Here is a 23,131-nt window from a genome sequence, read left to right as displayed (position 1 = left end):
TTATAAGTATCAATTACTTGAAAAAGAATTGACGTAGTATGACAAATATTTCTAAGATAACCCTTGGAATTTGTGATAATATGTAGAAAATTTTTGAAGGGGGAAAGTTTGATGAAAAAAGTTCAAATCTTTACATTACTCGCACTCATATTGCTTGTTTTATCAGCCTGCGGGGGATCACAAACAAATAATGCAGCCAAATCTTCAAGTAACAATCAAGCAAGCACGGTGGATAGCAAGGAGACTGAGGCTACTGAAACACCCAAAGAAACGGAAACTCCGCCTACGGAGGAACCGAAAGAAGCATCCTTCAAGCCAGGTGAAAAATTCAAATTAGGCACTTGGGAAATTACCCTTGAATCATTTGAGTTTAATCAAAAAGTGAGTAGTGATATGTTTTCCTCAAGCGCTGATGAAGGCAATAAATTTATTGTATTAAATTATAATGTTACCAATAATGGCAAAGCGGCAAATGATTTTACTGCAATGATAAATGGTATTCGAATGAAAGCTATTTTTAAAGGCGAGTATGAATATGATTACACTGTAACTATGATCGATGGAGACTTGAGTCAAAATAGTATTAAACCATTAGCGAAAAAAATGGTTTTGTTGTAATCGAAGTTCCAGACTCGGTAGCTAGTTCCAATGGAAGTCTTGTAATTAAGCTTGAAGATGATGGGGAAAAAGCTCAAATCGTTTTAAAATAGTAGATACATGCACCCATTATTGTGGGTGTTTTTTTATCCCGAAAAAGCAAACTTTAATCGCGGCAGTTGATTGTTCCATTCTTTTAAGAGAGAGCTGCGCCGAAAATGGCAAGGTAAAGTAGTTAATTAGAGGAAGCAGGAGGGAAAATCAAAACAGGGAAATCAAATGGTGTTGTGGCAGTTAGGATCGTGAGCCTTATGAGGTGAAGAGGAGAATGCTGCAAAATTTTGATAAGGTAGGTGCACGTTCAGAACCCTTGCATAGCAAGGGTCCTTTTTATTTTATGTCCACAATTAAACCTCCAAAACCTAATTTCATATTCTTTCATGCAATATAAGAAAACCTCTTCATGCGAAAGGGCTAATTTGAATGATTGGCTAAGCATCCGGAATATTGATTTAAGAGAAAGTCCAGTTCTTGGCTAATTTTGAGAACAGCTTGATCTGTAAAATTATTGCACGCGCCAAATATCTCGACCATTTCAGCTCGTAATTCTTCAATTCTTTGTTGATAAAAGCAGATGTTCATCATAATCCCTCCAACTTTTCATTTGTTAAATTAAGGATAAACGAAGGTTGTTAGAATTTTTTAACAATGAGATTAGGATAATGTTAGTTTTCTGAACAATCTCAAAGAAGCAGGCCTTCGTATTAGATTAACTAAACATATCAGTTTCATTTGAAACAGTTTCAAGATGGAAAGCCCCCAAGTAGCGATTTATGCCTTTGGGGGTTCAGTTTAAACTTGTATATCGATGCTTTGGCCTAAATGAGGTTGTGCTTGTTTCATCATTTGAACCATATCCTGCGCTTGCTGCGTAGCTTGTTCCTTTGCTAAAGACATGACACGGATGCTCGCTGCAAGTGCTAAGCTGTTCTGATTCATTGCTATTGATGCTGCTGCTATATCCATAAAACACCTCCTTATTTCATTATCGGCAAAAACGATCAACTTCTTTACAATAAATCGTTGCTCGCTGGTGCTGCCCTGATATGCTGCTTAAACCTGTTTCATGCGACTTAATTGTGGATTTAATTTAAACAATACTAAAGGCACGATTCCCAGCATACGATGATAGAAAGCGCGCAGGAGGCGGTTGCTGTTGGCAGCAGAGTATGCCTATTTAGCCATTTGGCTATTGGGGATGTTTGGAATTATCGGCATTGTTATTGGTTCTGTAGCAAATTTCGCAATACATGATTCTTTGTCACATGACGAGCAGTTTGTTTGGAGAAGGAAACTTCCAGCTGACGCAATCAAAAGAAAATAAAATCAAAAATCCAGCGTTCGCTCCTCATGCGATAGCGCTGGATTTTTTTTGTAAGGTGATGGTGCATAATTATTGCACACGCAAGGCATGATATAAATTGGCTGTACATTCTTATAAGTTGAGAGGGGCTAATAAAGATGAGTCACGAGGTTGGCGGACAAGATACTAGGGAGCAAATTGTTGCCGTACAAAAGGATGGAGACGGTGATCTTACCGCATTCAAAACGAATAGCGGCCGAGTGCTTGACTATGCAACAGCACTTCAAGAGGTACAAGCAGGGCATATTGCAGGGGTAAATGCCTTTAAGGGAAAAGATGGCGACATCTATATCCGAGGCGACGCAGATGGAGATCCAACAAACAATTTGGATCAGCTTCCAATGTTCTAAATGAAATGTTAACAACATTAATAAAAAGGCGCCGCACTTCTTAGATGTCGGCGCCTTTTTTGTATTTAGTTGATCTCATAGCTTTCATGCTGCCTAACGATTCGCATATGGCCCGTTAGACCTTCATATTGCTCTATGGTGTCTCCGTAATGCATAAGCCATATTTTACTTTGAATAGATTCAGGAAGGCTTAGAAGCTCCTCCAGGCTTGCGTGAACAACAGCTGGCGCTTCAAGCTGGCAATCATGGTAAATAGTCGTTACGCCATCATCAACTAATTGCTGAAGCAGCTCTGGATCAAATCGCATGTCGGCAGAGTAGAAGAAGCTGTTGTTAAAAATAAAGGAATAGCTTGGCTTATTAAGAATATGCTTCGTTTGCAACAGCTTAACAGTCAAACCAGGATGAATTTCAAATTCGTTATTTGGCTGAATCGGATGGACCTCGAAAAAATCCTCAAGCTTGGTTAAAGGATCCTGCGTTAAACCTCCGCGAAGTGTTTGCTCCCAAAGCGGTTCAACTAACGACTCTGCTATGTATAGGGCAGGCTTTCGATTATATTTAAACATCATTTGGAAGGCGTATTCTTCTAATCCACCTACATGGTCCCCATGAATGTGACTGATGAGAACAGCATCCAGGTCAGAGAAGGTCAGTCCTTGTTGATGTAAAGCCTTCGGTAAAGTGATTCCGCAGTCTACGAGCAATCGGAAGCCATTCACTTCAATAATAGCATTATTATTATCGTATTTTTTGGCAAAGGCACTGCCTGTCCCAATCATTTTTATTTTCATGAATCACACCTCCTCAGCTTTCTATATTGTTTAATGTACCAAATTTAAAATATATCTGACAAATAAAGATGCACATTCGCCCGTGTCTACATACAATGCTAAAGCGATACGAACAGTGGAGGCGAACAAGTGATGAGCAAAGGAAAAGGCAAAGTTGTAAAGAAGAAACAGCCGGCAAGCGATCGGAAACAGTATAATTATAAACTTGTACTTTCGGATACCTGTGCAGTATGTAAAACACCGTGTACAAGAGGGATGGCATATCTTGCAAGAATGAGAAATCCTGGAACAGTAGGCAAAGGTGTTCCTTGCATTTTAACAAGAACGTATGGGTAATTATTATTTCCACTTTTATATTTCCCAGGCAAGCGCAGGTTTCAACAGCATTTGACAATAATGGTTAAGATGTAGTATGGGATTAAAAATGTTTCATAAATCGCGCAACTTTGCTCGGGCTGACGAGTATAACCTTTCATCCAGGCTATCGGATGGAGGGCTTACAACTATGAAAATCAGAAAAATCGTTATTCTGCTTCTGCTGCTATCTCTTTGGGGTGGATCGATGATGTTCGCAGACTCGGCTATACAGAAGGTTCGCGTTCTCATTAACGGAGATGATCAGGATGACGGTGGAATAATGACCGATGGCAAAACTTATTTGCCGCTTCGTCAATTAGCCACATCTATGCAGGCCATTGTGGAATGGGACAATCAAACGAAAAAAGCGACCGTTTATAAGCCTAACGTGCATATGTTTCTTTTCCAAAATAATGCGGTATTCGGAAACGTAGCAAAAGGCTATCAAGCGAAGTTTAAAGTGTTTGCCCAGATCGATAATTTGATGACGGATATTGTAGCCGTCAAGGTTTCTATTTTCGATCCGAATGGTAAAGAGAAAGTGATTCAAACGGAAAGTGTCAAAACATCAAAAGATAATTTCTGGTTCGCTACAGAAGATATCTCATATAAATTCGAATCTAGCGGGAAATATCCGATTCGTTTTTACCTTAAGCTTAAGGGCTCAGATGAGTGGACTGTTGTTTCAGAAAAACTAATTTCTTCTTTGTAGTAATCAAATGGTCTACCTAAGGCGCTCCTTTTCTTCATAGGGGCGTCTTCGTTTGACCGTTGATAGAGTGTCATGTTAATATACGATAGTCTGTAAACATTATTGAAATGGGGTAATAACATGAGCGAACATCAGCATGGCGATGATTGCGGCTGTGGTGAAGACCACGAGCATGAAGAGCATGTCTTTATCGTGACTGACGACGAGGGCCAGGAACGCGAAATGGTCATGGTTTATACGTTTGAATCTGAAAGCCAAGTTTACGCTGTATTGCTGGATCGCAACGATCCAGAAGCAGACGGCGTTATCTTCCGTATTGAAGAAGAAAACGATGAGTCCTTCCTAGTTGGCATCGAAGATGATGCGGAATGGGATCGCGTAACAGCGATTTATGAAGAAATTGCTCGTACGGAAAGCGAAGAGAACTAGTTCTCTTAAGCTTTAACGAGCTAGTACTAAAAAAACGATCTGCGAGTTTCGCCTGCGGATCGTTTTTTTTTATTAACTTATTTGCGTGGATTAAAATAAATCGTTCTTCCATTAAACATGGTCAGCTCTGCCTTCAATTGCTTAGCTATATATTTGCATAGTTCATTTGCTTTCGATTTGTCTCCGTGCGTAGCTTCCTCTGGTAACACGACTTGAACGCAAGGGACGTTTTGGCCTGCTGCGCTTGCCGTTTCGCCGGGTCCAAAGATGATGTGCTTATAAAGGTGATTAATACCCTTTAAATAAAACCAACGATCATCATCCTTCGATTCGATCGTATAAGGAAATGCTGCTTCGGCATAGTCCCAATCCAATTGCGAGCCGGTAAGGCTTGTTTGCTCCCGGTAACTTATAAGCTCGTTCTTAATTTCCTGCAGCGTCAGTTTCTCCACGGATGATCCTTGCACAAATTTGATATAAGCGCTTTGACTCATCGCATCTCACCTCTGCCAACATCATAGCATGCTCGAAATAGGTTGACAATAAGTGGCATTCCGTAAAAATAATTAGAAAAAAACCGACCTCAGGATTTCTATAAGATTCCTGTAGATCGGTTTATTAATTTATTATGAAATGGCTGTTTCTTCAACGATTACTTTAACGAACTCGATGCTGCGATCTTCCGGCCCCTTGACAGGCAATCCGACTTGGACATGATCCACGATATAATCGATATTTTTTTGGGTAATGACTTCGCCTGGTAGCAGAATCGGAATGCCTGGCGGGTATACATAAATGAATTCAGCAATAATTCGGCCAGCTGATTCTTTGAACGGAAGAACTTCTGTCTCACCGTAAAATGCATCACGAGGCGTTAAGGACAGCTGTGGAATATCTGGAATTTTGACCACTAATTCACGTGCTTCAGCGCCTTCATGGAAATGCTCAGACAATCCACGCAGCGCAGTTAACAATTTAGACACGGAATCAGAGGTATCTCCAGGCGTAACTAGGCAAAGAATGTTATACATATCGCTCATTTCAATTTCCACATTATAGTTGTCGCGCAGCCAGTTCTCCGTTTCATATCCGGTGATGCCAAGGTGGCGAACATGAATGGAAACTTTAGTGGGATCGAAATCATAAGTAGCCTCATCGCCGAGAATTTCTTCTCCGAAACAATATAGACCTGGAATTTCATTGATTTGTTTGCGTGCGGATTGAGCAAGCTCAATCGCGCGCTCAGCGATAGCATGTCCGTTCAAAGCAAGGTTGCGTCTAGATGTATCAAGCGAACCTAACAAAATATACGATGTCGACGTTGTTGTAAGCATGCTGATTACGGTTTGAATACGGTGCGGGTTAACTCTTCCCTTGCGAACATTAAGAACTGAGCTTTGCGTCATAGAACCGCCGAGCTTATGAACACTTGTCGCAGCCATATCCGCGCCTGCTTGCATCGCTGACATTGGCAGCTTCTCATGGAAATGAATGAGTACGCCATGTGCTTCATCCACGAGTACAGGGATATCAAAGCTATGAACGAGATCAACGATCTCCTTAAGGTTGGCGCAAATGCCGAAATAGGTAGGGTTGATGACAAGCACAGCCTTTGCATCCGGATGGCGCTCAAGCGCTTTACGGACGGAGCGGGTCGTTATGCCATGATCAATACCTAGCGTATTGTCACGGGCTGGCGAGATGAATACTGGTCTGGCACCTGCAAAAATAATAGCAGCCATAATGGATTTGTGAACATTTCGAGGCACAATGATTTTGTCCCCCGGGGCACATACGGTCAAAATCATCGTCATTATTGCGCCGCTTGTTCCTTGTACAGAGAAATAAGTATAGTCTGCTCCGAAAGCGTCAGCAGCTAGCTTCTGCGCTTCCTCAATAACGCCGGTTGGCTGATGCAGGTCATCAAGCGGTGCTATATTGATTAAATCGATCGACAACGCGTTATCGCCGATAAATTCGCGAAATTCGGAATCGCTGCCTAATCCCTTTTTATGTCCGGGAATATGAAACTGAACGGGATCCTGCTCCGCATGCTTACGAAGCGCGGTGAAGAGCGGGGTTAAATTGTGATCCATCGCTTTCATCCCTGCCTTTCTTTAAAGTTTACAAACAAAGTTGAGTATAGCAAATACAGGGGGGAATGCAAGCTTCATTTTTGAGATAAGAGCATCATTTTCAATTTGTTCTTCAATTGTTCATACATGTGCGATAAATGGATATGGTAACATAGGTTGGTGGAGGGGTTGTATTATGAAAGATAAACGAATGCTAATTGTAATGGCTACTTTAATGACAACATTTATAGGGTTCGGCATTATCATTCCGGTTATGCCAGAAATTATTCAAGCCGCAGATCCGAGCAAAGCGGAACTCCATACAGGTTGGATGCTTGCTGTTTATTCTGCAGTTTCCTTTTTCTTATCACCATTTTGGGGAAGCTTGTCCGACCGTATCGGCAGACGGCCGATTATTTTAATAGGTATTCTTGGCTTTGCCGCAAGTTTCTTGTTATTTGGTTTATCGTCAGGAGACTTAACGCTCATGTACCTCTCAAGGGTGCTAGGGGGCTTGTTCTCGGGGGCGGTTGCTTCCGTTATTGTAGCATATGTCGCTGATATTACATCGCCTGAGGAAAGAACGAAGGGGATGGGGCTCGTTGGGATGTCCATCGGATTAGGCTTTACGATCGGACCTGGCGTTGGCGGTTTGTTAAGCGTGATCTCACTGGAAACGCCATTTTATGCAGCATCAGCGTTAGCGCTGATAACGTTCATTTTGGCTGCATCTAAGCTCAAGGAATCACTAACACCTGAGCAGCGGAGCAGCCAGTCAGAGAAGCGTGTATCACGCTGGGCTGCGTTTACAGGACCGCTGAAATATTTGTATGTGTTAGCCTTTTTTGTAACATTCACTCTCGCTGGAATGGAAGCGACCCTGCAGTTTTTTGGCATGCGGCGTTTTGATGTGACTCCATTTCAGGTCGGAATCTTATTTTTTGTTTGCGGCTTTGTGGGAGCACTCGTTCAAGGCGGAGTTGTGCGACGGAGAATTAAGACAGGCGAGGAGCCGAAATATATTGCGATCGGACTTGTCATCTCGGCACTTGGTTTTTTTATGCTTCTAGGCRCACATTCCCTTTGGTGGGCTACGTTGTCACTTGCTGTATTCGGAATCGGCAATGCCTTAATTAGGCCATGTGTCACCTCGCTCATCACTCAGAAGACGACTGTAGGCAAAGGGGTAGCATCCGGTCTAAGCTCTTCGATGGACAGTTTGGGGCGTATTGCCGGCCCGCTGCTCGGTTCATTTTTCTTCACGATAGAAATGGGACTGCCATACTTGCTCGGCGGCATACTATGTCTAGCTGCTCTGCTGCTATTGTTTCGTTTCCGTCAAATGGATACAAATGGAATTGGCGAAAAAGAAGTTAATGCTGCAAAATAAACAAAAAACAAGCCGGTTCCTCATCTTGCGATGAGCGACCGGCTTGTTTTCTTTTGGAGCTTAAGGGGCAAGCCCTTTTATAATAAAAGTAATAGTCGCCTCTTTCTCTAAATCATCATCCCAGTGAATGCCATCTGTTTTTCCGATGAACGTACGACTAAGGACATAACCGATTAAGGACGAGGCGATTAATCGAATGACAGTAAGGGGGGCCCAATTAACGATTACGCCTTGCTGCTGAAATTGCGTAATACTAATACTGAATTTTTGTACCACTTTTGAGAGGATGAGCTTCTGGAATTGATCGAGCAGTTCGGGATGAAAGGGAATCTCTTGAACAAAAATTTTCAACACCTGAACATGACGCTCAACAAATGTAATGCGATTTTCTATAATGGCGCGCAACATAAGGTCAAATGTGTCAAATCGGCTTTCGAGAACCTTATAGAAATCGCGAAGTACAAATGGAGCGATTAACTTTGCCATAACAGGCGCAACAATCGAGAAAAGCAAATCCTTTTTGGTTTTATAATGACGAAAAATAGTTCCTTCTGCCACACCGGCTCGCTGGGCGATTTCACTTGTAGAAGAGGCGGCAAAGCCCTTCTCAGCAAAGATTTCGGAGGCAGCCTGCACGATTTTCAATTGTTTTTCTGTCATTTTTTCTTCTTCATTATCTAGTTGCAATAACTTCTGCAGCCATTGATCCACCGGTTCTGACATGCAAGACACTCCTTCGCGTTAACCCATTCCTTTGATTATACCAGTTGTTCTATTGTCTACATACGGCGGTGCTTCTTCAGAGCCAGCACATTCAATACAGCAAACAATAAGGAAAATCCCGCCAACACATATACATTTACCTGAAACTCACTCCAGCGCTCGCCGCGTATCATTATTCCCTGCATAGCATCTGCGCCATAGTAAAGAGGCATTAGGTAACTTAGCTTTTGCAGCCAGGGGTTCATGGCATCAAGGTTAAACAACCCGGAGAAGAAGGCTTGCGGCACGATGACAATAGGAATGAATTGTATGATCTGAAATTCACTGCTTGCAAAAGAAGACAACAGTGTACCTAGTGTTAATGCTGTTAATGATAATAATAAATTAATGACCAGCATATTTAAAATGCTGCCCTCCATGTACATTCCAAGAACTTGAACGGAATACCAGGCGATCAAGCAGGCTTGAATCAGGGTGAAAATACCGAAACCGGCTAAATAACCGACTACGATTTCGCTTCGTCTAATTGGCGTAGCTAATAAGCGCTCCAAAGTACCGCTCGTTCGCTCGCGCAGGAAGGAGACACCTGCAAGTAAGAAAACAAAGAAAAACGAGAAGAAGCCTATTAAGACAGGCCCAAAGGAGTCGAATGGAGCCATGTCAGGACCGCCGTGCAAGTATGATATAGCTGGGGCAGATTTATCTAAGCCTTGTTGCATCACGCTTTGAATAAGCAATATTACCGCTCGATTGATGGAGGGATCGCTGCCCTCAAGCGTTAGTTTAGGCATGCCGCCGCTCGCTTCCAATATCGCGTCGAGCTTGCCGCCCTGTAAAGCAGCTTGAGCAGCAGCACTTTCATCATAAAGTGTGATTTCAGCATCAAGCTGCTCAAACTTTTCTGTTAAAGCTGCAGGCACATTAACCATTCCGATTGCTGGAGAGACAGCTTGCCCATCAAAAACTAATTTCATTAAAGTTAAGATGAGCAGGGGAGCAAGAAATAACAAGGCAAGCGTTCGTTTATCACGCAAAAATTGATTAATAATTCGAATGGCGAGCGCACGTATTCTCATTGTTCAGCTCCTTTGCTTTGACCAAGCGCAATGAACGCCTCTTCGAGTGTGGCGCAGCCTGCTTGCTGCTTAAGTGCTTCAGGCGTATCGATGGCTGTAAGTTTACCGCTTCGAATGAGCCCTAACCGATCACATTTCTCGGCCTCGTCCATAACATGGGTTGTTATAATAATGGTCACGCCTTGTTTGCTCAAATCGGATAGCTCTTTCCAAATTGATTGGCGTAAAACAGGATCTATGCCAACGGTTGGTTCATCGAGTACGAGAAGCTCAGGCTCATGCAATAGTGCAATAGCAAGCGAAAGCCGGCGTTTCATGCCGCCAGAATAAGCAACCGTTTGCTTATGAAGATGATCGGTTAGCGCAACAAGCTTGGAGACCGTTTGAATCCGATCTTGCAGTATGGCTCCCTTTAATCCAAACATAGCCCCAAAAAACGCTAAGTTTTGCTTGCCAGTCAATTCACTATACAAAGCGTCTGATTGAGCCATATATCCAAAGGCTTGCAGCATTTTTAATTGCGGCATGGGCTCGCCAAGCATGCGGACCGTTCCGGCATTTGCCCTGTCTATTCCAGTCATGACCTTGATTAGCGTCGTTTTCCCCGAGCCCGATGGGCCTAATAAACCAAATAGTTCACCTCGCGGAATAGAAAGTGTAATGCCATCAAGAACGGTACGATCACCAAATGAGCGGTTAATGTCTTGTAGTTCTACGGCGAAGGTTGTTTCAGCTAATACTGCTGGACTGTTAGTCATCATCGATCACACTCCACTTTCTCAAATGAGTAATCACTCCACCCAATTATATACAGAGAATGCCTTAAATAAAAGTGAGTACTTACTCATTTTTATTCCAGGCTGTCCACATCCTCAGTCTCTGGTCGTAGATGAATCAAGACTAAAGCCGAGAACCAATAACCTTCTCTGGACGTTTTTGGTAATCATACTTTCCCTCTATGATTAGAAAAGACAAAAAAAGAAATCCGTAATCGGAGAAGGAGTCGGAAACAAATGAGTAAATTGACGGAATGGTCGTTCCGAAATAAGGCGGCTATTATACTGATCGTCATTATGGCTTTAGTGATGGGGGTAATCAGCTATTTGAGGCTGCCGATGGAGTTTCTGCCTGCTGCAGATAATCCACAGGTCATGGTCACGGCAATAGGGCCGGGGAATGACGCGAAGACGATGGAGCAGATGGTCACAAATCCTTTGGAAGAAGCTGTAACGCTGGTTAAAGGAAAAACGGATATGTTCTCTACATCAGGTGATGGTTATGCTCAAATCAGCTTGAATTTCAATTCGAAGACGAATATGAAGGAAGCGAAGACGGAAGTCGAGCAATTGGTCGCTCAGGTACAGCTTCCGGCAAATGTAATGAAGCCTTTTGTCTTGCAATTGAATACTTCAATGATTCCAATCTCATGGGTGACGTTGACCTTTGATGAAGGATTATCTGAGCAGCAAAAAGACGCAAAGCTGAAAGAAGTAACGGCGGAGCTTAAAAAGACCGAGGGTGCGGGCGAGGTTAGCATTAGCGGCAAGTCGTCGCCATCGGTTCATGTCGTACCCAATACGGAGAAGCTTGCACAGGCAGGAATTCCCGTACAAGCGTTAATGGGCGTGCTTCAAGGCAGGGGAGCGTCGGTTTCACTCGGGGAACGCACGCTCGATGGCGCTGATGGCAATATTAATGTGTACGATCAGGTATCTGATGTGGAAACACTGCGCAAGCTTCCTGTTGCAGCAGGCGTGAAGCTCGGGGATGTTGCAGCGGTTGAGCTCGCCAAAGACCAAGAAAGCATAAGCCGTATGAACGGCAAAGATGCGATTATGTTCACGGTCTCTAAATCTGCTGATGCGAATGCTGTGAATGTAGGTAAAGCAATCAAAGAAACGATTGATCGTTTAAATGCAGATGTGGAAGGAATCGATGCTTCCATCATTTTGAGCACATCTGATTCGGTCGTATCTTCTGTTAATAGTATGCTGCGAGAGGTTTTGCTTGGTGCATTGTTCGCAACCATCGTCATTTTATTGTTCATGCGCAACTTTAAAGCAACGCTCGTGACGATTGTTTCAATTCCGTTGTCGCTTGGCATAACGCTGTATCTGCTCCAGCTCTCTGGTGTATCACTTAATATTATTACACTTGGAGGCGTAGCCGTCGCGGTTGGAAGGCTGGTCGATGATAGTATCGTCGTTATTGAAAATATTTATAGAAGGCTGCAGAAGGAGTCCTTCTCTATTAAGCTAATTACGGATGCAACGAAGGAAGTGGCTTCGGCCATTACCTCGTCAACTCTCGTTACAGTTGCAGTATTTTTGCCAATGGGCCTTCTGCGCGGTTCATTGCAAGCATTTCTTCTGCCATTCGCGCTGACAGTCGCTTATTCATTGCTCGCTTCTCTTCTTGTAGCGCTGACAGTTGTACCCCTTTTAAGTGCAATATTGCTTCGCGGCACAAAGGAGAAGGAGCATGCGGGTTCTCCAAAATTCGCTTCCTTCATTCGTTGGAATCTTGCTCATAAATTAGTGCCGTTAATCATTGCGGTATTGCTGTTTGCAGGATCGATCGGCGCTTATATGTTCATGCCAAAAGGAGCGCTTGATTCCTCGAGTGCGGGGAATTTAAATGTGGCACTGCAATATCCGAGCGATACGCCGGCGGATCAAGTACTCGAAGCCGGGAAGAAATTCGAATCCTATCTAACTGCAAATCCAGATATTGAATGGGTCATGATGATGCTTGGCAATAGCGCAGATGCGGCTAAGTATGGCTCGGTGACTTCGCCAACGCTCATTACTTATATGGTGGATTTGAAGGAAGGCGTTGACGCAGAGCTCTTGATGGATAATATCAAGACTCAGAAGGATAATTATGAGGACGCAACCTTGACGGTTGATGCGGCCGATCTAATTATGGGCGGCGGATCATCGCAAATTTACATCGATGTCTCTGGTGAGAACTTGGAGCAGCTCTCTACAACCGCAGACCAGTTGATCGCAGCGATTAAACCTATCGACGGTGTGCTCAAGGTCGAGAGCAATCAAGAGGAGAAAAAGTCGGTTTATTCCTTCCATGTTGATCCTACCCTTGCCAAAGGCCAAGAGGTAGCCATGCAGCTGCAAAGCATGCTTAATCCATTGCCGATAGGATCGATCCAGCAAGAAGGCAGTGAAATTCCGGTTATTATGCTGCCTGTTATAAACCCAGATTCAAAGGCAGAACTAGAGAAATTAACCGTAATGACAGAGTCTGGTCCAACACCGATGTCGAAGGTAGCGGAGCTCGTTCGTACCGAGGAGCCATCCTTGTACTACCATAAAGAAGGCAAAACGTATATCCGTGTCACAGCGAGCGCCGAACCAAAAGAACTATCGGTCGTCGGCGATGAAATATCAAAAGCAACAAAGGATCTCAAGCTTCCTGATGGCGTCAGCCTTGCAGTAGGCGGAGCGTCGGCTGACCAATCGAGCGACTTTGCAGATTTGGGCTTAACAGCGCTTATCTCAATCGGTATTGTTTATCTGATCATGGTGTTAACGTTCAAGACGCTTCGTGCTCCGCTGGCGATTATGATCTCCTTGCCGCTTGCAGCAATCGGCGCAGTAACAGGCTTGCTTGTATCAGGCGTAACGCCGGATTTCACAGCCATGTTCGGAGCGCTGATGCTAATCGGAATTGTCGTCACGAATGCTATCGTATTAATTGATCGTGTGAAGCAAAACGAGCTGACGATGCCGATTCGTGAAGCGTTGATTGAAGCGGCTACGACACGGATGCGTCCAATCGTAATGACAGCGGTGGCGACAGTGTCCGCGATGCTGCCACTCGTATTCGGTTCGCATGAATCGGGCAGCATCGTCTCCCAAAGTTTAGCGATCGTCGTTATTGGCGGGCTAGTTGCGGCTACGCTGCTCACGCTAATTATCGTTCCTTGTGTCTATGAGCTGTTATTTTTCCGTACTTCACGCAAGCAACGGCGCAATTTGGCTTCCTCCGCACATGCGGAAGCGGCTGCATCACAGCAAGCGTAACTAAACGATAAAAGGCAGTACTTTTAGGTCAGAATGGACCTAAAGGTACTGCCTTTTTTGAATAGATATTAAATCCATTCTTATACATTTGCCATATGGTATAACGGCATAAGCGTTTTATAAGTGGAGGAAGTAAGCTCAAGCAGCGCATCGCCGTCTTTGAGAATCGGATCGCTCGCTTGCACATGACGGCCGATAAGCAGTTCAGCTTTTTGAACATCACGGAAACGAACGAGCGCATCGTTCCAGTCTTGTTTTGACATCGTATTGACAGCGGTGGACTCTTTTTTCATATGATCAAGTGAAAGTACAAAATCCTTAGGTACATTTGCAATGACCTCATCAATTTGGTTCAGGAAGGCCGTTGCGATATTGGATTTATGCGGAACTTCGTAAATGAGTGCAAACCACATAAATAGATGATCATCAAACAATCCAAGCTGAAAATGCGGATGTGCCTTGTAGCCGCGTTTGCTAGCGCAAATGGCAAGCCAAGTATCCTTTGGCGGATTCACTTTACGACGAGCATGCCTTGCAACATGCAAGTACATTTCATTGCCGGCGTGAACAGCTGCATCGACGCTGAGCTGCTCGCCGATCGCTCGGAATTTCGGCTGAATCTGATTTTGAATAGCAGCCATACGCTCCTCAAGCCCTTGAAGCGCAAAAACATCGAAATCGGCTTGTGTAAAGCCAACAAGCGGGGTAGAAGTAATCTGTGTTGTCATTAAATTAATCTCCTTCAATCAAACAATTATTGGTGCAATAATTTCAAATAAAAAATGGCGATTTGCGTTCGGTCTCGAAGCTCGAGTTTATTAAGTATTTCAGTAATATAATTTTTAATTGTACCTTCGCTTAAGAAAAGGGTAGCGGCAATTTCCTTATTGGATTGACCGTCCGCAATCAGACGAACAATTTGCACCTCAGCTTGCGTAAGGCCGGAAATCATTACTGATTTGGCTGAGTCGGCTCGTGGCGTCTCCAGCATCCCAGCCAATTTACGGGCGATGTCGGGATGGATCAGTACGGAACCTTCATGAACAGTTTTTATGCCGCTTATAATACGGCTTGGCGGTACATTTTTGAGCAAATAGCCGTTGGCTCCGTTTCGAATGGCTTGCGCGATGTACTCGTCATCATCAAATGTCGTCAAAATAAGCACGGCAGGTGGAGGATCAAGTGCGCGCAGCAGCTTCGTACCTTCCACCCCATCGCAGAGCGGCATCCGAATATCCATTAGCACGACATCAACGGGGTGTTGGCGGACAAATTGTTCGGCCTCCAGACCGTTTGCACAAACGCCAGCGACATGCAATTCGTTATCCAATCCTAAAATAACGTTCATGCTCTCTCGTATAAAAGGATCATCATCCACTATCAGCACTTCAATCATTTGCTCAAATCTCTCCATTTCTAAAAAGAGCAGAATCGTCGTTAACCGCCAAGCAGCGGAAGTGTTGTCGTTATTGAGAACTGATCGGCCTTCTGCCAGTCCATTTGGCCCCCTATTAAGGCAATCCGCTCTCGCATCCCCTTCATGCCAAGACCAGCTTCGATAGGCTCATCGGGCAAGCTGCCATTATTGGATACGGTCAGCGCTACGTACGCAGTTAAAAAATTTAAAGTAACCGAAACCGATGTCGCATTTCCATGCCGAACAGCATTCGTGATCGCTTCTTGGGCATTTTTGAATAAAATGAGCTCGATGCTGGGGTAAAGAGGTCTGGGATGACCTGTTACACGGAAGCTTACGGATATGCCTAGAGCAGAAGCGGATTCTTCAACCAGACGATCGAGGGCATATTGCCTAACGTCTTTTTCCCCATCTGATGCGAGTCTTCGTACCGTTCGGCGCATCAGCTCCATGCTGTCCTGTAGCTGATCACGCATTTGCTCAACCGTGCTGCGAGCTCTTGCGGTATCTGCATCGAATAAATGCAAAGCCGCTTCGGACATCATTTTGACGCGAATGAGGCGGTGCCCCAAATCATCATGAATATCTTTGGCGATGCGGTTTCGCTCTTCGATCTGGGCTTGATACTCAACCTGCAAAGCGTAATCTTGCATTCTGCGTCTTGCTGAGTCAAGCTCTGCATGGCTGGCAGCCAGTGCTCCGTATAAATCCTCTATTTGATGATGTTTGTTCTCAAACTCGTTGGAAGCATAGAGGGCGGCTGCTGTAGTTATCCATAGTACCGCTACGGCAAATATGATTTCGGGTTCTCTGCCATACATACCTGTCAATAAAGCAGCTAAGCCAGCGAAGGTCCAAGCTGTGCTGACCATGCGAGTCGGCCTTTGTTGAAATGAGGCAATAAGGGTAGAGAAAAGCAATAGAAACAGAACTCCGCCGTATGAATAGGAAAACCATGAGAAAGCGATTAACTCCAGTACCAGCAATAAAATTCGGTATTTAGGATACATGGAGCCAGTTTTCGTTAGGAGCAGAGCAAGGAGTACAGAGGCGGTGTAATGAGCATATAAACCTGCTTCTACATGCACGATACTAATAATAGAAGGAATCGCTACTAACAAGGATCGAATTTGGTTCAGTTGTTTCTTCATATCCGAGCAGCTCCTGCAGCTGAATTTGATTTATTATAGCACATTGTTTAATGAGCGAACGAGACTGAAACCGCTTTTCATCCAACCTTCATGCGGATAGAAGCTATTTTACAAAGAGATGACTTTAGTCACCTTCATAAGATGACTTTTTAGACCTGTTTCGTTGCCTTTCATGACGTACAATTGGTTTATCAGAAACGAACTGAAAGGATGAATAAATATGAATCTAGTTACATTTCGCGAGGTTGTCAAAAAATACGACACAACGATAACGGTTARTCATCTTAGCTTCAATATTGATCAGGGTGAAATTTTTGGTTTGCTTGGTCCAAATGGAGCGGGAAAAAGTACAACGATTCATATGTTGGCTGGTTTGCTGAAGCCAAGCGGCGGAGATATTTTGGTCGAAGGTTTTTCAATTCGCAAGCATCCGCTTGAAGTAAAGAAACGGATTGGTTTAGTGCCGCAGGAGCTGGCTATTTATGAGACGTTGACCGCTCGCGAAAATGTTACTTTTTTTGCAAAGCTTTACGGTCTCAGAGGTTCGCTGCTTCGCGATCGTGTGGATGAGGCGCTGCAATTCGTAGGGTTGCTGGACAAAGCGAAGGATAAACCTAGCACATTCTCAGGAGGAATGAAGCGGAGACTGAACATTGCTTGCGCCATCATGCACCGCCCAAAGCTGATCATTATGGATGAGCCAACGGTTGGAATCGACCCTCAGTCACGCAACCATATCTTGGAGTCCGTTAGGGAATTAAATAAGTTAGGCTCTACCGTCATTTACACCAGCCATTACATGGAAGAGGTAGAAGCGATTTGCACAAGAATCGGCATTCTTGATAAAGGCAAGCTTATTGCATGCGGGACGAAGGATGAATTAAAACGCCAGGTTGGCCAAGAAGAGAAGCTGATTTTTGAAATTGATAAAAAATCGGCGCCGGCAATGACTGAGATGGCTGAGCATCCAGGCGTGCTTCAGCTTGCAGAACGAGATAGTAGCTTGACGCTTGAAGTGACGGTGAAGGAATCTTTGTCTATATTACAGGATTTATTGTTTATCCTTCAGAAGCATGGCATTAATATTCGCAAGCTGACGCGGGAAGAGCCGAATCTTGAATCGCTATTCCTGCAAATGACCGGACGCACATTACGTGACGAATAGGAGATGATGGTGATGCCAGCATGGTGGACAGCTGCTTATTATGAGCTTATAAAATATACACGGATGCGTTCCGTTCTTATTATTTTAATCGGTTTGCCCTTATTGTTGATTTTGCTGCTTGGCAGCGCATTTGACACAGAAATAAAGCCGGCTAAAATTGCCCTATATAATGCGGATCAGGGGGAAATGCGAGCTAGCATTGATGCTTTCTGGAGCAATGAAGCAATAAAACCATATGTGAAGGTTCTAGATGCAAACTCAGAGAAGGAGGTAAAGGACTGGATACGCGAGGGTATTGCTGATTATGGCGTATCGATTCCGAAAAATTTCTCCAGTGAGCTAAGCGCAGGGGAAACGGCGAATTGGTCAACGTTTGAAGGGCGCTATGAAGAAAAAAATATTGCTGCTTCTGCTTTTATCAATAAATATATGGCTGCTGTAAATTTGCAATCCGCAGCTTTGCAAATCCTTGGACCAGAGCTAAGTGCGGGTGCTGCTCAAAGTCAAGCGCCAGCAGGACAATCACACATTGAGACGAAAAATTTGAGCTCAGGAGATAATCAAGCCTTTGGCAAAGAATCAGCGATGCAATACTATTCTGTGGCCTACTTAATTATGTTTTTGCTCTATGGCGGCATGACGGCGACGATCGCGCTGCTCAATCAGAGGGAAGCGGGAACCTTGCAGCGTATGTACGCAATTCCAGGCTCATTTAGAGCCATTGTGTTTGGCATTATTTTAGGAGGAGTCATGCTTGCAGCGCTGCAAGCGGCAGTGATTATCGCATTTACAGCTTTTGTGTATGGCGTCGATTGGGGAAATAACTTTGGAGCTATTGCGCTGACTTGTCTGCTTACGACTGCTGCTGGGGCTGCACTTGCTATTACGATCTCATCCTTCGTACGATCCAAAAAAACGACACAAACGCTGTTCAGCATCATTGTATTCAGCATGACCTTTATTAGCGGCGGAATGATTACAGGCATTGAGAAGATGGTAGGAGGTCTCGATAAGTGGACGCTTAATCATTGGGCTAATGAAACGCTTCGTGCCATCATGAACGGTGAAGCATCAGCAACGATTTGGAATGAAATCGGTATTCTTGGAGCAATCGCTTTAGGTATAACAATAATCGCAGTCATCAGACTGCCAAAGGTGGTGAGAAAGCATGCCTAGTTTGCAAATTGCTGCACATCTCGTGCGACGCACCATGGGTTCACGTCGCGGATTGATTATGAATGTTCTTGTCCCAGCGATCATTTTATCTATAATGGCAGGGTTGTTCGCTAGTACGAATAGAGATAAGGCTATTATTATCGTGAATAATGCTGACTCAGGAATATTAGGCGAATATTTGGCATCCTCACTACAGAAAGAGCCATTGTATGAGATTCATTCGGAGCCGGCGATGAATGAACAGCAATTAAAGGATCGAGTCCTAGAGGGCAAAGCGGATGCTGCCATCTATATTCCTTCGGATTTCTCAGCAAAAATGATGGAGGGAGGCCCTTCATCAGCTCAGCTTTACCGAATGAATACGCAGCTTTGGAACGCTTCGCTTGAAGCTACACTTCAGACAGAAGCTGAGAAGCTGTCTTCCTCTGCCGCTCTTGCAAGAGGGACTGACCCTGAATCTCCAGTGGATTTATCCAAGCTGAGCGCTTTGCTGGAAGCGCAAGCTTCACCTAAAGCTGTCCTTGTAAATACGGAAATGGAGCTTGGCAAAATTGTATCCGATCCAACGATGATCGGTCTTATCCTTATGTTTGTTATGCTGCTTGTCAGCCAGTCAATCGGTTTTATTATGGAAGATCGAGAGCAGCGCACCATGGCAAGGATGTACACAGCGCCGCTTCGCTCGCTTGATATTGCTTTTGGGAATTTTATGGGCAGCATGCTGGTGGGCACGATTCAGCTTGTCATTGTTCTAGGCTTAACTTATTTCGTATTTGACTATTCACCTGGTATTTCGTTTGGATGGATGCTGCTCGTATTAGAATTCTTTTTGCTTGCAATTGTCGGCCTTGCTTCAGCGGTAGCGGGTCTGGTGCGCAATAGCACGCAGCTGTCTCAAATCAACAACATTATCATCGCTCCGTCCTGCATGATCAGCGGTTGTTTCTTTCCTCTTTCCATGCTTCCTGATTTTATGCAAAAGCTTGCTAATTTCTTGCCGCAAAAATGGGCGCTTACAGCAATTGATCGTTTAGGCGGCGGGGGCAGCTTTAGTGACGTCTTGCTTCCGCTTCTTATCCTGCTTTTATTCGCTGCTGTTCTGATTGCCTTTGGTTCGGCTGTGCTCAGACCAAATCGAACGAGCTAAAATGCTAAGCAGCAAGCGCCCTGAAAATTGGCTTGACTTCATCATCGTTGTATTGTAAATTTGTCAAAAGTTAATGACATCGCAACAGCGTCGACCAAGACTATGTTAATCAGCAAACGTTTCTATCAGAGAGGAAGCCCGAAGGCTGGAAGGCTTCTATGAACGATTGATTAATCCCTATCTTGCGAGCTGCAGCGGGGAGCTTATACTTCCTTCTCCGCTGCCGGAATATTCATTCCGTTATCTATTGAGAGTTGTCCAGATTATTTGGCGGCTATTTGAGGGTGGTACCACGAACGCATTCGTCCCTTACGAATGCGTTTTTTTGTTTTTATGGCATAAATTTAATCATCGGAGGGTTATCTATTATGAGACAGAGTAAGCTTTTAATGCCTACCTTGCGCGAGGCGCCGTCAGAAGCGGAAGCAGCCAGCCATCAATTAATGCTGCGTGCAGGTCTTATTAGACAGCTTGCCGCAGGTATTTATACGTATTTGCCGCTTGGCAGGCGCGTACTCAGAAAACTCGAGCAAATCGTAAGAGAAGAAATGGATCAAGCCGGAGCTCAAGAGGTATTAATGCCCGCTATGCAGCCGGCAGAGCTGTGGCAGCAATCGGGTCGATATGATGTGTATGGACCTGAGCTTATGCGGCTGCGTGACCGCCATGATCGCGAGTTTACGCTTGGACCAACGCATGAAGAAGTGATTACAGCTCTGGTGCGCAGCGAGGTAAGCTCTTATCGGCAGCTGCCAATGACATTGTATCAGATTCAAACTAAATTCCGCGACGAGAAGCGTCCACGCTATGGCTTGCTCCGCGGCAGAGAGTTTTTAATGAAAGATGCTTATTCCTTTGATGAGGACTTTGATGGGCTTCATCGCAGCTATACGAGCATGTACGAGGCTTATAATCGCATCTTCACACGCTGTGGTCTAAATTACCGTCCGGTTGAAGCTGATGCAGGTTCAATTGGCGGAGAAGGCGGAACACATGAATTTATGGCACTCGCTGATATTGGTGAAGACACGATTGCTGTGTGCAATTCATGCGACTATGCGGCGAATTTGGAAAAAGCTGAATACAAGCTGTCGCAACAAACAACGGATACACAGCAGAATAATGATGCTGCGATGGTGCGTCATCATACACCGGAGATTAAGAAGATTGACCAACTTGTCGAGGCTTTTGGCCTTGGAGCAGATGCTTTTATGAAAACACTGATTTATGTTGCTGACGGTGCTCCGGTTGCTGTTGTTGTTCGGGGGGACCATGAGGTAAATGAAATAAAAGTGAAAAATGCGCTTGCTGTAGCTCATCTGGAGCTTGCGGATCAAGCTACGACAGAGCGGGTAACTGGCGCACCTACTGGCTTTGCCGGGCCGATCGGCTTGCAAATTCCCGTTTATGCTGACCATGCGGTTCTTGCGATGAAATCAGGAATTGCAGGAGCGAACGAGCAGGATTATCATATCGGAAACGTTATCCCAAGCATTCATTTGACGGATGTGCAGGCAGGTGATTATCGAAATGCAGCAATAGGCGACGGGTGCCCGCGATGCGAGACAGGCAGCTTGGTATTTTACCGCGGCATTGAGGTTGGCCATGTGTTCAAGCTGGGAACGAAATACAGTGAAGCGCTAAATGCTAAGTTTTTAAATGCGTCGGGCTCGGAGCAGCCGTTAATAATGGGCTGTTACGGCATCGGAGTTTCACGTTTGCTCTCTGCAGTACTTGAACAGCACTCCGATAGCAATGGCATCATTTGGCCTAAATCGATAGCACCTTACCAAGTCCATGTGGTACCTGTATCAGCGAAGGATCAGGTCCAAATGGATCTGGCCGCGCATATTGCAGCAAGATTGCTTGAGTCTGGGGTAGAGACGCTGCTCGATGATCGTGACGAGCGCCCAGGCGTCAAATTCAAAGACTCCGATCTTATCGGCATACCGCTGCGCATTGTAGTAGGGAAACATGCTGCTCATGGAATCGTAGAGATTAAGCAAAGGAACGAATTAGAAGCGCAAAAGCTAGAATTAGAAGAAGCTATCGCTTTTGCTTTACGCAACTGAATTTGAAAACAAATGCATGAAATGGGTTTGAAAAATCCATGAAGGCCTATGGAATATAAGATCAAAAGGGTGCGAGACCGCTTCATATGAAGACGCTCGCGCCCTTTTTTGAGATAAGTCGGCTGTAAGCGTAAAATTAGTCAATAATCCAAGTTGCCATAACATAAGATGGAGTATAAGATAAAAGTAAGAACAAATTATCAGAACATTTCGTCAACTATTCTGAGGTAAGGGAGGGATTGCCGTGAACAAAAGCCATGAAGTCGAATATTGCAATTTGGAGCTGCGATTTGACCGGCGGCAAATCCAAAATCTCATCCGCGATCTTATTCAGGAAGGGTACTCCTTGTACTGGAGTGAGACGGAGGGACAGTTTCTTGTATCCATTCGAACTGGCCGCAAGCTCGTTAAGCTTCAGTTCCAGCGAATGAAGAACCGTTACAAAATTGTCGGGGACTACATTATTAAAGATGAGAAGCTGTCAGAATTAATTGAAAAGCTGATTAATGACACACGTGGACATGCGATTGTGAAGCGAATTAAAGATCGTCAAATCGTCATTGAGAGTATTATGTTCGGTGAGATTATACGACTCGTGGAGGTGTCCGGTATGGAACATCGGATTATTTATCAGAAGAAGCCTTTCGTTACAATAGAAGAAATGATTAGAGCATTTCAATCAAAGCGCGCTGAGGAAAGAGCGGTTGTACTGCGTTATGAGCTGGATTATGAGCTATCAATGCTGTTTGACGCGCTAGAGAGCAAGGATGAGGAAGCGGTTACTGAGTCTAAAGAGCGGCTGAATACTCTTCGCTCGGAAATGTTGCAATTGGAACTCTGATGATAGAAGCTGGCCCCCATTTGAAAACATAAAAACGATCAAAAGCTGCCTTCTAACAGCATTTGATCGTTTTTATGTTGTTCATTTACCATTAAAAAAGACTCCTTTTATTATAAAAATGACTAAGCTTTTAGGTATATATAAGGTAAACTTTTTAGTTCTCTCAATATTATTGATGCGACTATTGCGACAT

23 protein-coding genes are annotated in these 23,131 nt (G+C 44.4%); 12 read left to right on the top strand and 11 right to left on the bottom strand.

The genetic code is table 11. From position 1 onward, the window contains the following. Positions 1 to 111 precede the first annotated feature (111 nt). Complete coding sequence (locus AB4Z45_RS12480; RefSeq protein WP_441909602.1) at positions 112 to 618, top strand: DUF4352 domain-containing protein; 507 nt, start codon at positions 112 to 114, stop codon at positions 616 to 618. Between the two features lie 453 nt (positions 619 to 1,071). Here AB4Z45_RS12480 and AB4Z45_RS12475 read toward each other — a convergent pair whose 3' ends face one another. Beyond that, on the bottom strand, positions 1,072 to 1,239 hold the full coding sequence (locus tag AB4Z45_RS12475; RefSeq protein WP_441909956.1) for an aspartyl-phosphate phosphatase Spo0E family protein: 168 nt from the start codon (positions 1,237 to 1,239) through the stop codon (positions 1,072 to 1,074). A 210-nt stretch (positions 1,240 to 1,449) separates the two neighbouring features. Beyond that, a complete protein-coding gene (locus AB4Z45_RS12470; protein WP_076268202.1) occupies positions 1,450 to 1,623 on the bottom strand; it encodes a YjfB family protein in 174 nt (57 codons plus the stop codon). A 190-nt stretch (positions 1,624 to 1,813) separates the two neighbouring features. On the opposite strand from AB4Z45_RS12470, the gene AB4Z45_RS12465 reads away from it, so the two are divergent. Then, positions 1,814 to 1,981 (top strand): hypothetical protein, encoded by a 168-nt coding sequence (locus AB4Z45_RS12465; RefSeq protein ID WP_179089803.1) that lies wholly within the window; start codon positions 1,814 to 1,816, stop codon positions 1,979 to 1,981. 137 nt (positions 1,982 to 2,118) lie between these two features. After that, complete coding sequence (locus tag AB4Z45_RS12460; protein WP_076268203.1) at positions 2,119 to 2,370, top strand: DUF3892 domain-containing protein; 252 nt, start codon at positions 2,119 to 2,121, stop codon at positions 2,368 to 2,370. Positions 2,371 to 2,435: 65 nt separating this feature from the next. Here the strand turns inward: AB4Z45_RS12460 and AB4Z45_RS12455 are convergent, their stop codons facing one another. Continuing rightward, complete coding sequence (locus AB4Z45_RS12455) at positions 2,436 to 3,164, bottom strand: MBL fold metallo-hydrolase (RefSeq protein ID WP_441909598.1); 729 nt, start codon at positions 3,162 to 3,164, stop codon at positions 2,436 to 2,438. 505 nt (positions 3,165 to 3,669) lie between these two features. Between AB4Z45_RS12455 and AB4Z45_RS12450 the strand changes: the two genes are divergently transcribed. Both AB4Z45_RS12450 and AB4Z45_RS12445 read left to right on the top strand, forming a co-directional pair. After that, entirely contained in the window at positions 3,670 to 4,233 is a 564-nt protein-coding gene (locus tag AB4Z45_RS12450; RefSeq protein WP_076268206.1) for a stalk domain-containing protein, read from the top strand. Between the two features lie 120 nt (positions 4,234 to 4,353). Then, a complete protein-coding gene (locus AB4Z45_RS12445) occupies positions 4,354 to 4,662 on the top strand; it encodes a DUF1292 domain-containing protein (RefSeq protein ID WP_076268207.1) in 309 nt (102 codons plus the stop codon). Between the two features lie 77 nt (positions 4,663 to 4,739). On the opposite strand, the gene AB4Z45_RS12440 is transcribed toward AB4Z45_RS12445, so the two are convergent. Together AB4Z45_RS12440 and AB4Z45_RS12435 are read right to left on the bottom strand one after the other, a co-directional pair. Beyond that, positions 4,740 to 5,156, bottom strand: a complete 417-nt coding sequence (locus tag AB4Z45_RS12440) for a DUF1885 family protein (protein WP_441909596.1) — start codon at positions 5,154 to 5,156, stop codon at positions 4,740 to 4,742. Between the two features lie 132 nt (positions 5,157 to 5,288). After that, the gene (locus tag AB4Z45_RS12435; protein WP_441909595.1) at positions 5,289 to 6,758 is read right to left on the bottom strand and encodes an aminotransferase class I/II-fold pyridoxal phosphate-dependent enzyme; all 1,470 of its coding nucleotides are present in this window, start codon (positions 6,756 to 6,758) and stop codon (positions 5,289 to 5,291) included. 175 nt (positions 6,759 to 6,933) lie between these two features. Between AB4Z45_RS12435 and AB4Z45_RS12430 the strand changes: the two genes are divergently transcribed. Beyond that, positions 6,934 to 8,127 carry an MFS transporter gene (locus tag AB4Z45_RS12430; RefSeq protein ID WP_441909593.1) on the top strand — a complete coding sequence of 398 codons (1,194 nt, stop codon included), beginning with the start codon at positions 6,934 to 6,936 and terminating at the stop codon, positions 8,125 to 8,127. Between the two features lie 60 nt (positions 8,128 to 8,187). Here AB4Z45_RS12430 and AB4Z45_RS12425 read toward each other — a convergent pair whose 3' ends face one another. The 3 genes from AB4Z45_RS12425 to AB4Z45_RS12415 are packed head-to-tail and all read right to left on the bottom strand — an operon-like array spanning position 8,188 to position 10,687. After that, positions 8,188 to 8,850, bottom strand: coding sequence for a TetR/AcrR family transcriptional regulator (locus tag AB4Z45_RS12425; protein ID WP_441909592.1), 663 nt, complete (start codon positions 8,848 to 8,850; stop codon positions 8,188 to 8,190). A 56-nt stretch (positions 8,851 to 8,906) separates the two neighbouring features. Continuing rightward, complete coding sequence (locus AB4Z45_RS12420) at positions 8,907 to 9,926, bottom strand: ABC transporter permease (RefSeq protein ID WP_441909591.1); 1,020 nt, start codon at positions 9,924 to 9,926, stop codon at positions 8,907 to 8,909. Then, on the bottom strand, positions 9,923 to 10,687 hold the full coding sequence (locus AB4Z45_RS12415; protein ID WP_441909590.1) for an ABC transporter ATP-binding protein: 765 nt from the start codon (positions 10,685 to 10,687) through the stop codon (positions 9,923 to 9,925). The genes AB4Z45_RS12420 and AB4Z45_RS12415 overlap by 4 nt, the downstream gene beginning before the upstream one ends. 252 nt (positions 10,688 to 10,939) lie before the next feature. On the opposite strand from AB4Z45_RS12415, the gene AB4Z45_RS12410 reads away from it, so the two are divergent. Continuing rightward, positions 10,940 to 13,969 (top strand): efflux RND transporter permease subunit, encoded by a 3,030-nt coding sequence (locus tag AB4Z45_RS12410; protein WP_441909589.1) that lies wholly within the window; start codon positions 10,940 to 10,942, stop codon positions 13,967 to 13,969. Between the two features lie 80 nt (positions 13,970 to 14,049). Here the strand turns inward: AB4Z45_RS12410 and AB4Z45_RS12405 are convergent, their stop codons facing one another. Genes AB4Z45_RS12405 through AB4Z45_RS12395 form a run of 3 tightly spaced genes read right to left on the bottom strand, consistent with a single transcriptional unit; the run spans position 14,050 to position 16,537 of the window. Continuing rightward, on the bottom strand, positions 14,050 to 14,697 hold the full coding sequence (locus tag AB4Z45_RS12405) for a DUF1054 domain-containing protein (RefSeq protein WP_441909588.1): 648 nt from the start codon (positions 14,695 to 14,697) through the stop codon (positions 14,050 to 14,052). A gap of 26 nt (positions 14,698 to 14,723) precedes the next feature. Continuing rightward, positions 14,724 to 15,365, bottom strand: coding sequence for a response regulator transcription factor (locus AB4Z45_RS12400; protein ID WP_441909587.1), 642 nt, complete (start codon positions 15,363 to 15,365; stop codon positions 14,724 to 14,726). A 41-nt stretch (positions 15,366 to 15,406) separates the two neighbouring features. After that, positions 15,407 to 16,537 (bottom strand): sensor histidine kinase, encoded by a 1,131-nt coding sequence (locus AB4Z45_RS12395; RefSeq protein WP_441909586.1) that lies wholly within the window; start codon positions 16,535 to 16,537, stop codon positions 15,407 to 15,409. Positions 16,538 to 16,757: 220 nt separating this feature from the next. Between AB4Z45_RS12395 and AB4Z45_RS12390 the strand changes: the two genes are divergently transcribed. The 5 genes from AB4Z45_RS12390 (at position 16,758) to AB4Z45_RS12370 (ending at position 22,938) form a co-directional block, all read left to right on the top strand. Beyond that, positions 16,758 to 17,702, top strand: a complete 945-nt coding sequence (locus tag AB4Z45_RS12390) for an ATP-binding cassette domain-containing protein (protein ID WP_441909585.1) — start codon at positions 16,758 to 16,760, stop codon at positions 17,700 to 17,702. A 12-nt stretch (positions 17,703 to 17,714) separates the two neighbouring features. Beyond that, positions 17,715 to 18,878, top strand: a complete 1,164-nt coding sequence (locus AB4Z45_RS12385; protein WP_441909583.1) for an ABC transporter permease — start codon at positions 17,715 to 17,717, stop codon at positions 18,876 to 18,878. Then, entirely contained in the window at positions 18,871 to 20,025 is a 1,155-nt protein-coding gene (locus tag AB4Z45_RS12380; RefSeq protein WP_441909581.1) for an ABC transporter permease, read from the top strand. The genes AB4Z45_RS12385 and AB4Z45_RS12380 overlap by 8 nt, the downstream gene beginning before the upstream one ends. Before the next feature lie 368 nt (positions 20,026 to 20,393). Continuing rightward, on the top strand, positions 20,394 to 22,097 hold the full coding sequence (locus tag AB4Z45_RS12375; protein ID WP_441909580.1) for a proline--tRNA ligase: 1,704 nt from the start codon (positions 20,394 to 20,396) through the stop codon (positions 22,095 to 22,097). Positions 22,098 to 22,341: 244 nt separating this feature from the next. Beyond that, complete coding sequence (locus tag AB4Z45_RS12370) at positions 22,342 to 22,938, top strand: hypothetical protein (RefSeq protein ID WP_076268222.1); 597 nt, start codon at positions 22,342 to 22,344, stop codon at positions 22,936 to 22,938. The last annotated feature ends 193 nt before the right edge of the window (positions 22,939 to 23,131 follow it).

The sequence above is a fragment of the Paenibacillus sp. MCAF9 genome, from assembly GCF_052114265.1.
In the GTDB taxonomy this organism is placed as follows: domain Bacteria; phylum Bacillota; class Bacilli; order Paenibacillales; family Paenibacillaceae; genus Pristimantibacillus.
Note: the sequence above shows the minus strand (reverse complement) of the source record. Positions and strands in the feature narration are given on the sequence as shown.

Excerpts from the sequence above, each read along its gene's own strand:
- AB4Z45_RS12480 (WP_441909602.1), top strand. The coding sequence starts at position 112 with ATGAAAAAAGTTCAAATCTTTACATTACTCGCACTCATATTGCTTGTT.
- AB4Z45_RS12475 (WP_441909956.1), bottom strand. The coding sequence starts at position 1,239 with ATGAACATCTGCTTTTATCAACAAAGAATTGAAGAATTACGAGCTGAA.
- AB4Z45_RS12470 (WP_076268202.1), bottom strand. The coding sequence starts at position 1,623 with ATGGATATAGCAGCAGCATCAATAGCAATGAATCAGAACAGCTTAGCA.
- AB4Z45_RS12460 (WP_076268203.1), top strand. The coding sequence starts at position 2,119 with ATGAGTCACGAGGTTGGCGGACAAGATACTAGGGAGCAAATTGTTGCC.
- AB4Z45_RS12455 (WP_441909598.1), bottom strand. The coding sequence starts at position 3,164 with ATGAAAATAAAAATGATTGGGACAGGCAGTGCCTTTGCCAAAAAATAC.
- AB4Z45_RS12450 (WP_076268206.1), top strand. The coding sequence starts at position 3,670 with ATGAAAATCAGAAAAATCGTTATTCTGCTTCTGCTGCTATCTCTTTGG.
- AB4Z45_RS12445 (WP_076268207.1), top strand. The coding sequence starts at position 4,354 with ATGAGCGAACATCAGCATGGCGATGATTGCGGCTGTGGTGAAGACCAC.
- AB4Z45_RS12440 (WP_441909596.1), bottom strand. The coding sequence starts at position 5,156 with ATGAGTCAAAGCGCTTATATCAAATTTGTGCAAGGATCATCCGTGGAG.
- AB4Z45_RS12435 (WP_441909595.1), bottom strand. The coding sequence starts at position 6,758 with ATGGATCACAATTTAACCCCGCTCTTCACCGCGCTTCGTAAGCATGCG.
- AB4Z45_RS12425 (WP_441909592.1), bottom strand. The coding sequence starts at position 8,850 with ATGTCAGAACCGGTGGATCAATGGCTGCAGAAGTTATTGCAACTAGAT.
- AB4Z45_RS12420 (WP_441909591.1), bottom strand. The coding sequence starts at position 9,926 with ATGAGAATACGTGCGCTCGCCATTCGAATTATTAATCAATTTTTGCGT.
- AB4Z45_RS12415 (WP_441909590.1), bottom strand. The coding sequence starts at position 10,687 with ATGATGACTAACAGTCCAGCAGTATTAGCTGAAACAACCTTCGCCGTA.
- AB4Z45_RS12410 (WP_441909589.1), top strand. The coding sequence starts at position 10,940 with ATGAGTAAATTGACGGAATGGTCGTTCCGAAATAAGGCGGCTATTATA.
- AB4Z45_RS12405 (WP_441909588.1), bottom strand. The coding sequence starts at position 14,697 with ATGACAACACAGATTACTTCTACCCCGCTTGTTGGCTTTACACAAGCC.
- AB4Z45_RS12400 (WP_441909587.1), bottom strand. The coding sequence starts at position 15,365 with ATGATTGAAGTGCTGATAGTGGATGATGATCCTTTTATACGAGAGAGC.
- AB4Z45_RS12395 (WP_441909586.1), bottom strand. The coding sequence starts at position 16,537 with ATGAAGAAACAACTGAACCAAATTCGATCCTTGTTAGTAGCGATTCCT.
- AB4Z45_RS12385 (WP_441909583.1), top strand. The coding sequence starts at position 17,715 with ATGCCAGCATGGTGGACAGCTGCTTATTATGAGCTTATAAAATATACA.
- AB4Z45_RS12380 (WP_441909581.1), top strand. The coding sequence starts at position 18,871 with ATGCCTAGTTTGCAAATTGCTGCACATCTCGTGCGACGCACCATGGGT.
- AB4Z45_RS12375 (WP_441909580.1), top strand. The coding sequence starts at position 20,394 with ATGAGACAGAGTAAGCTTTTAATGCCTACCTTGCGCGAGGCGCCGTCA.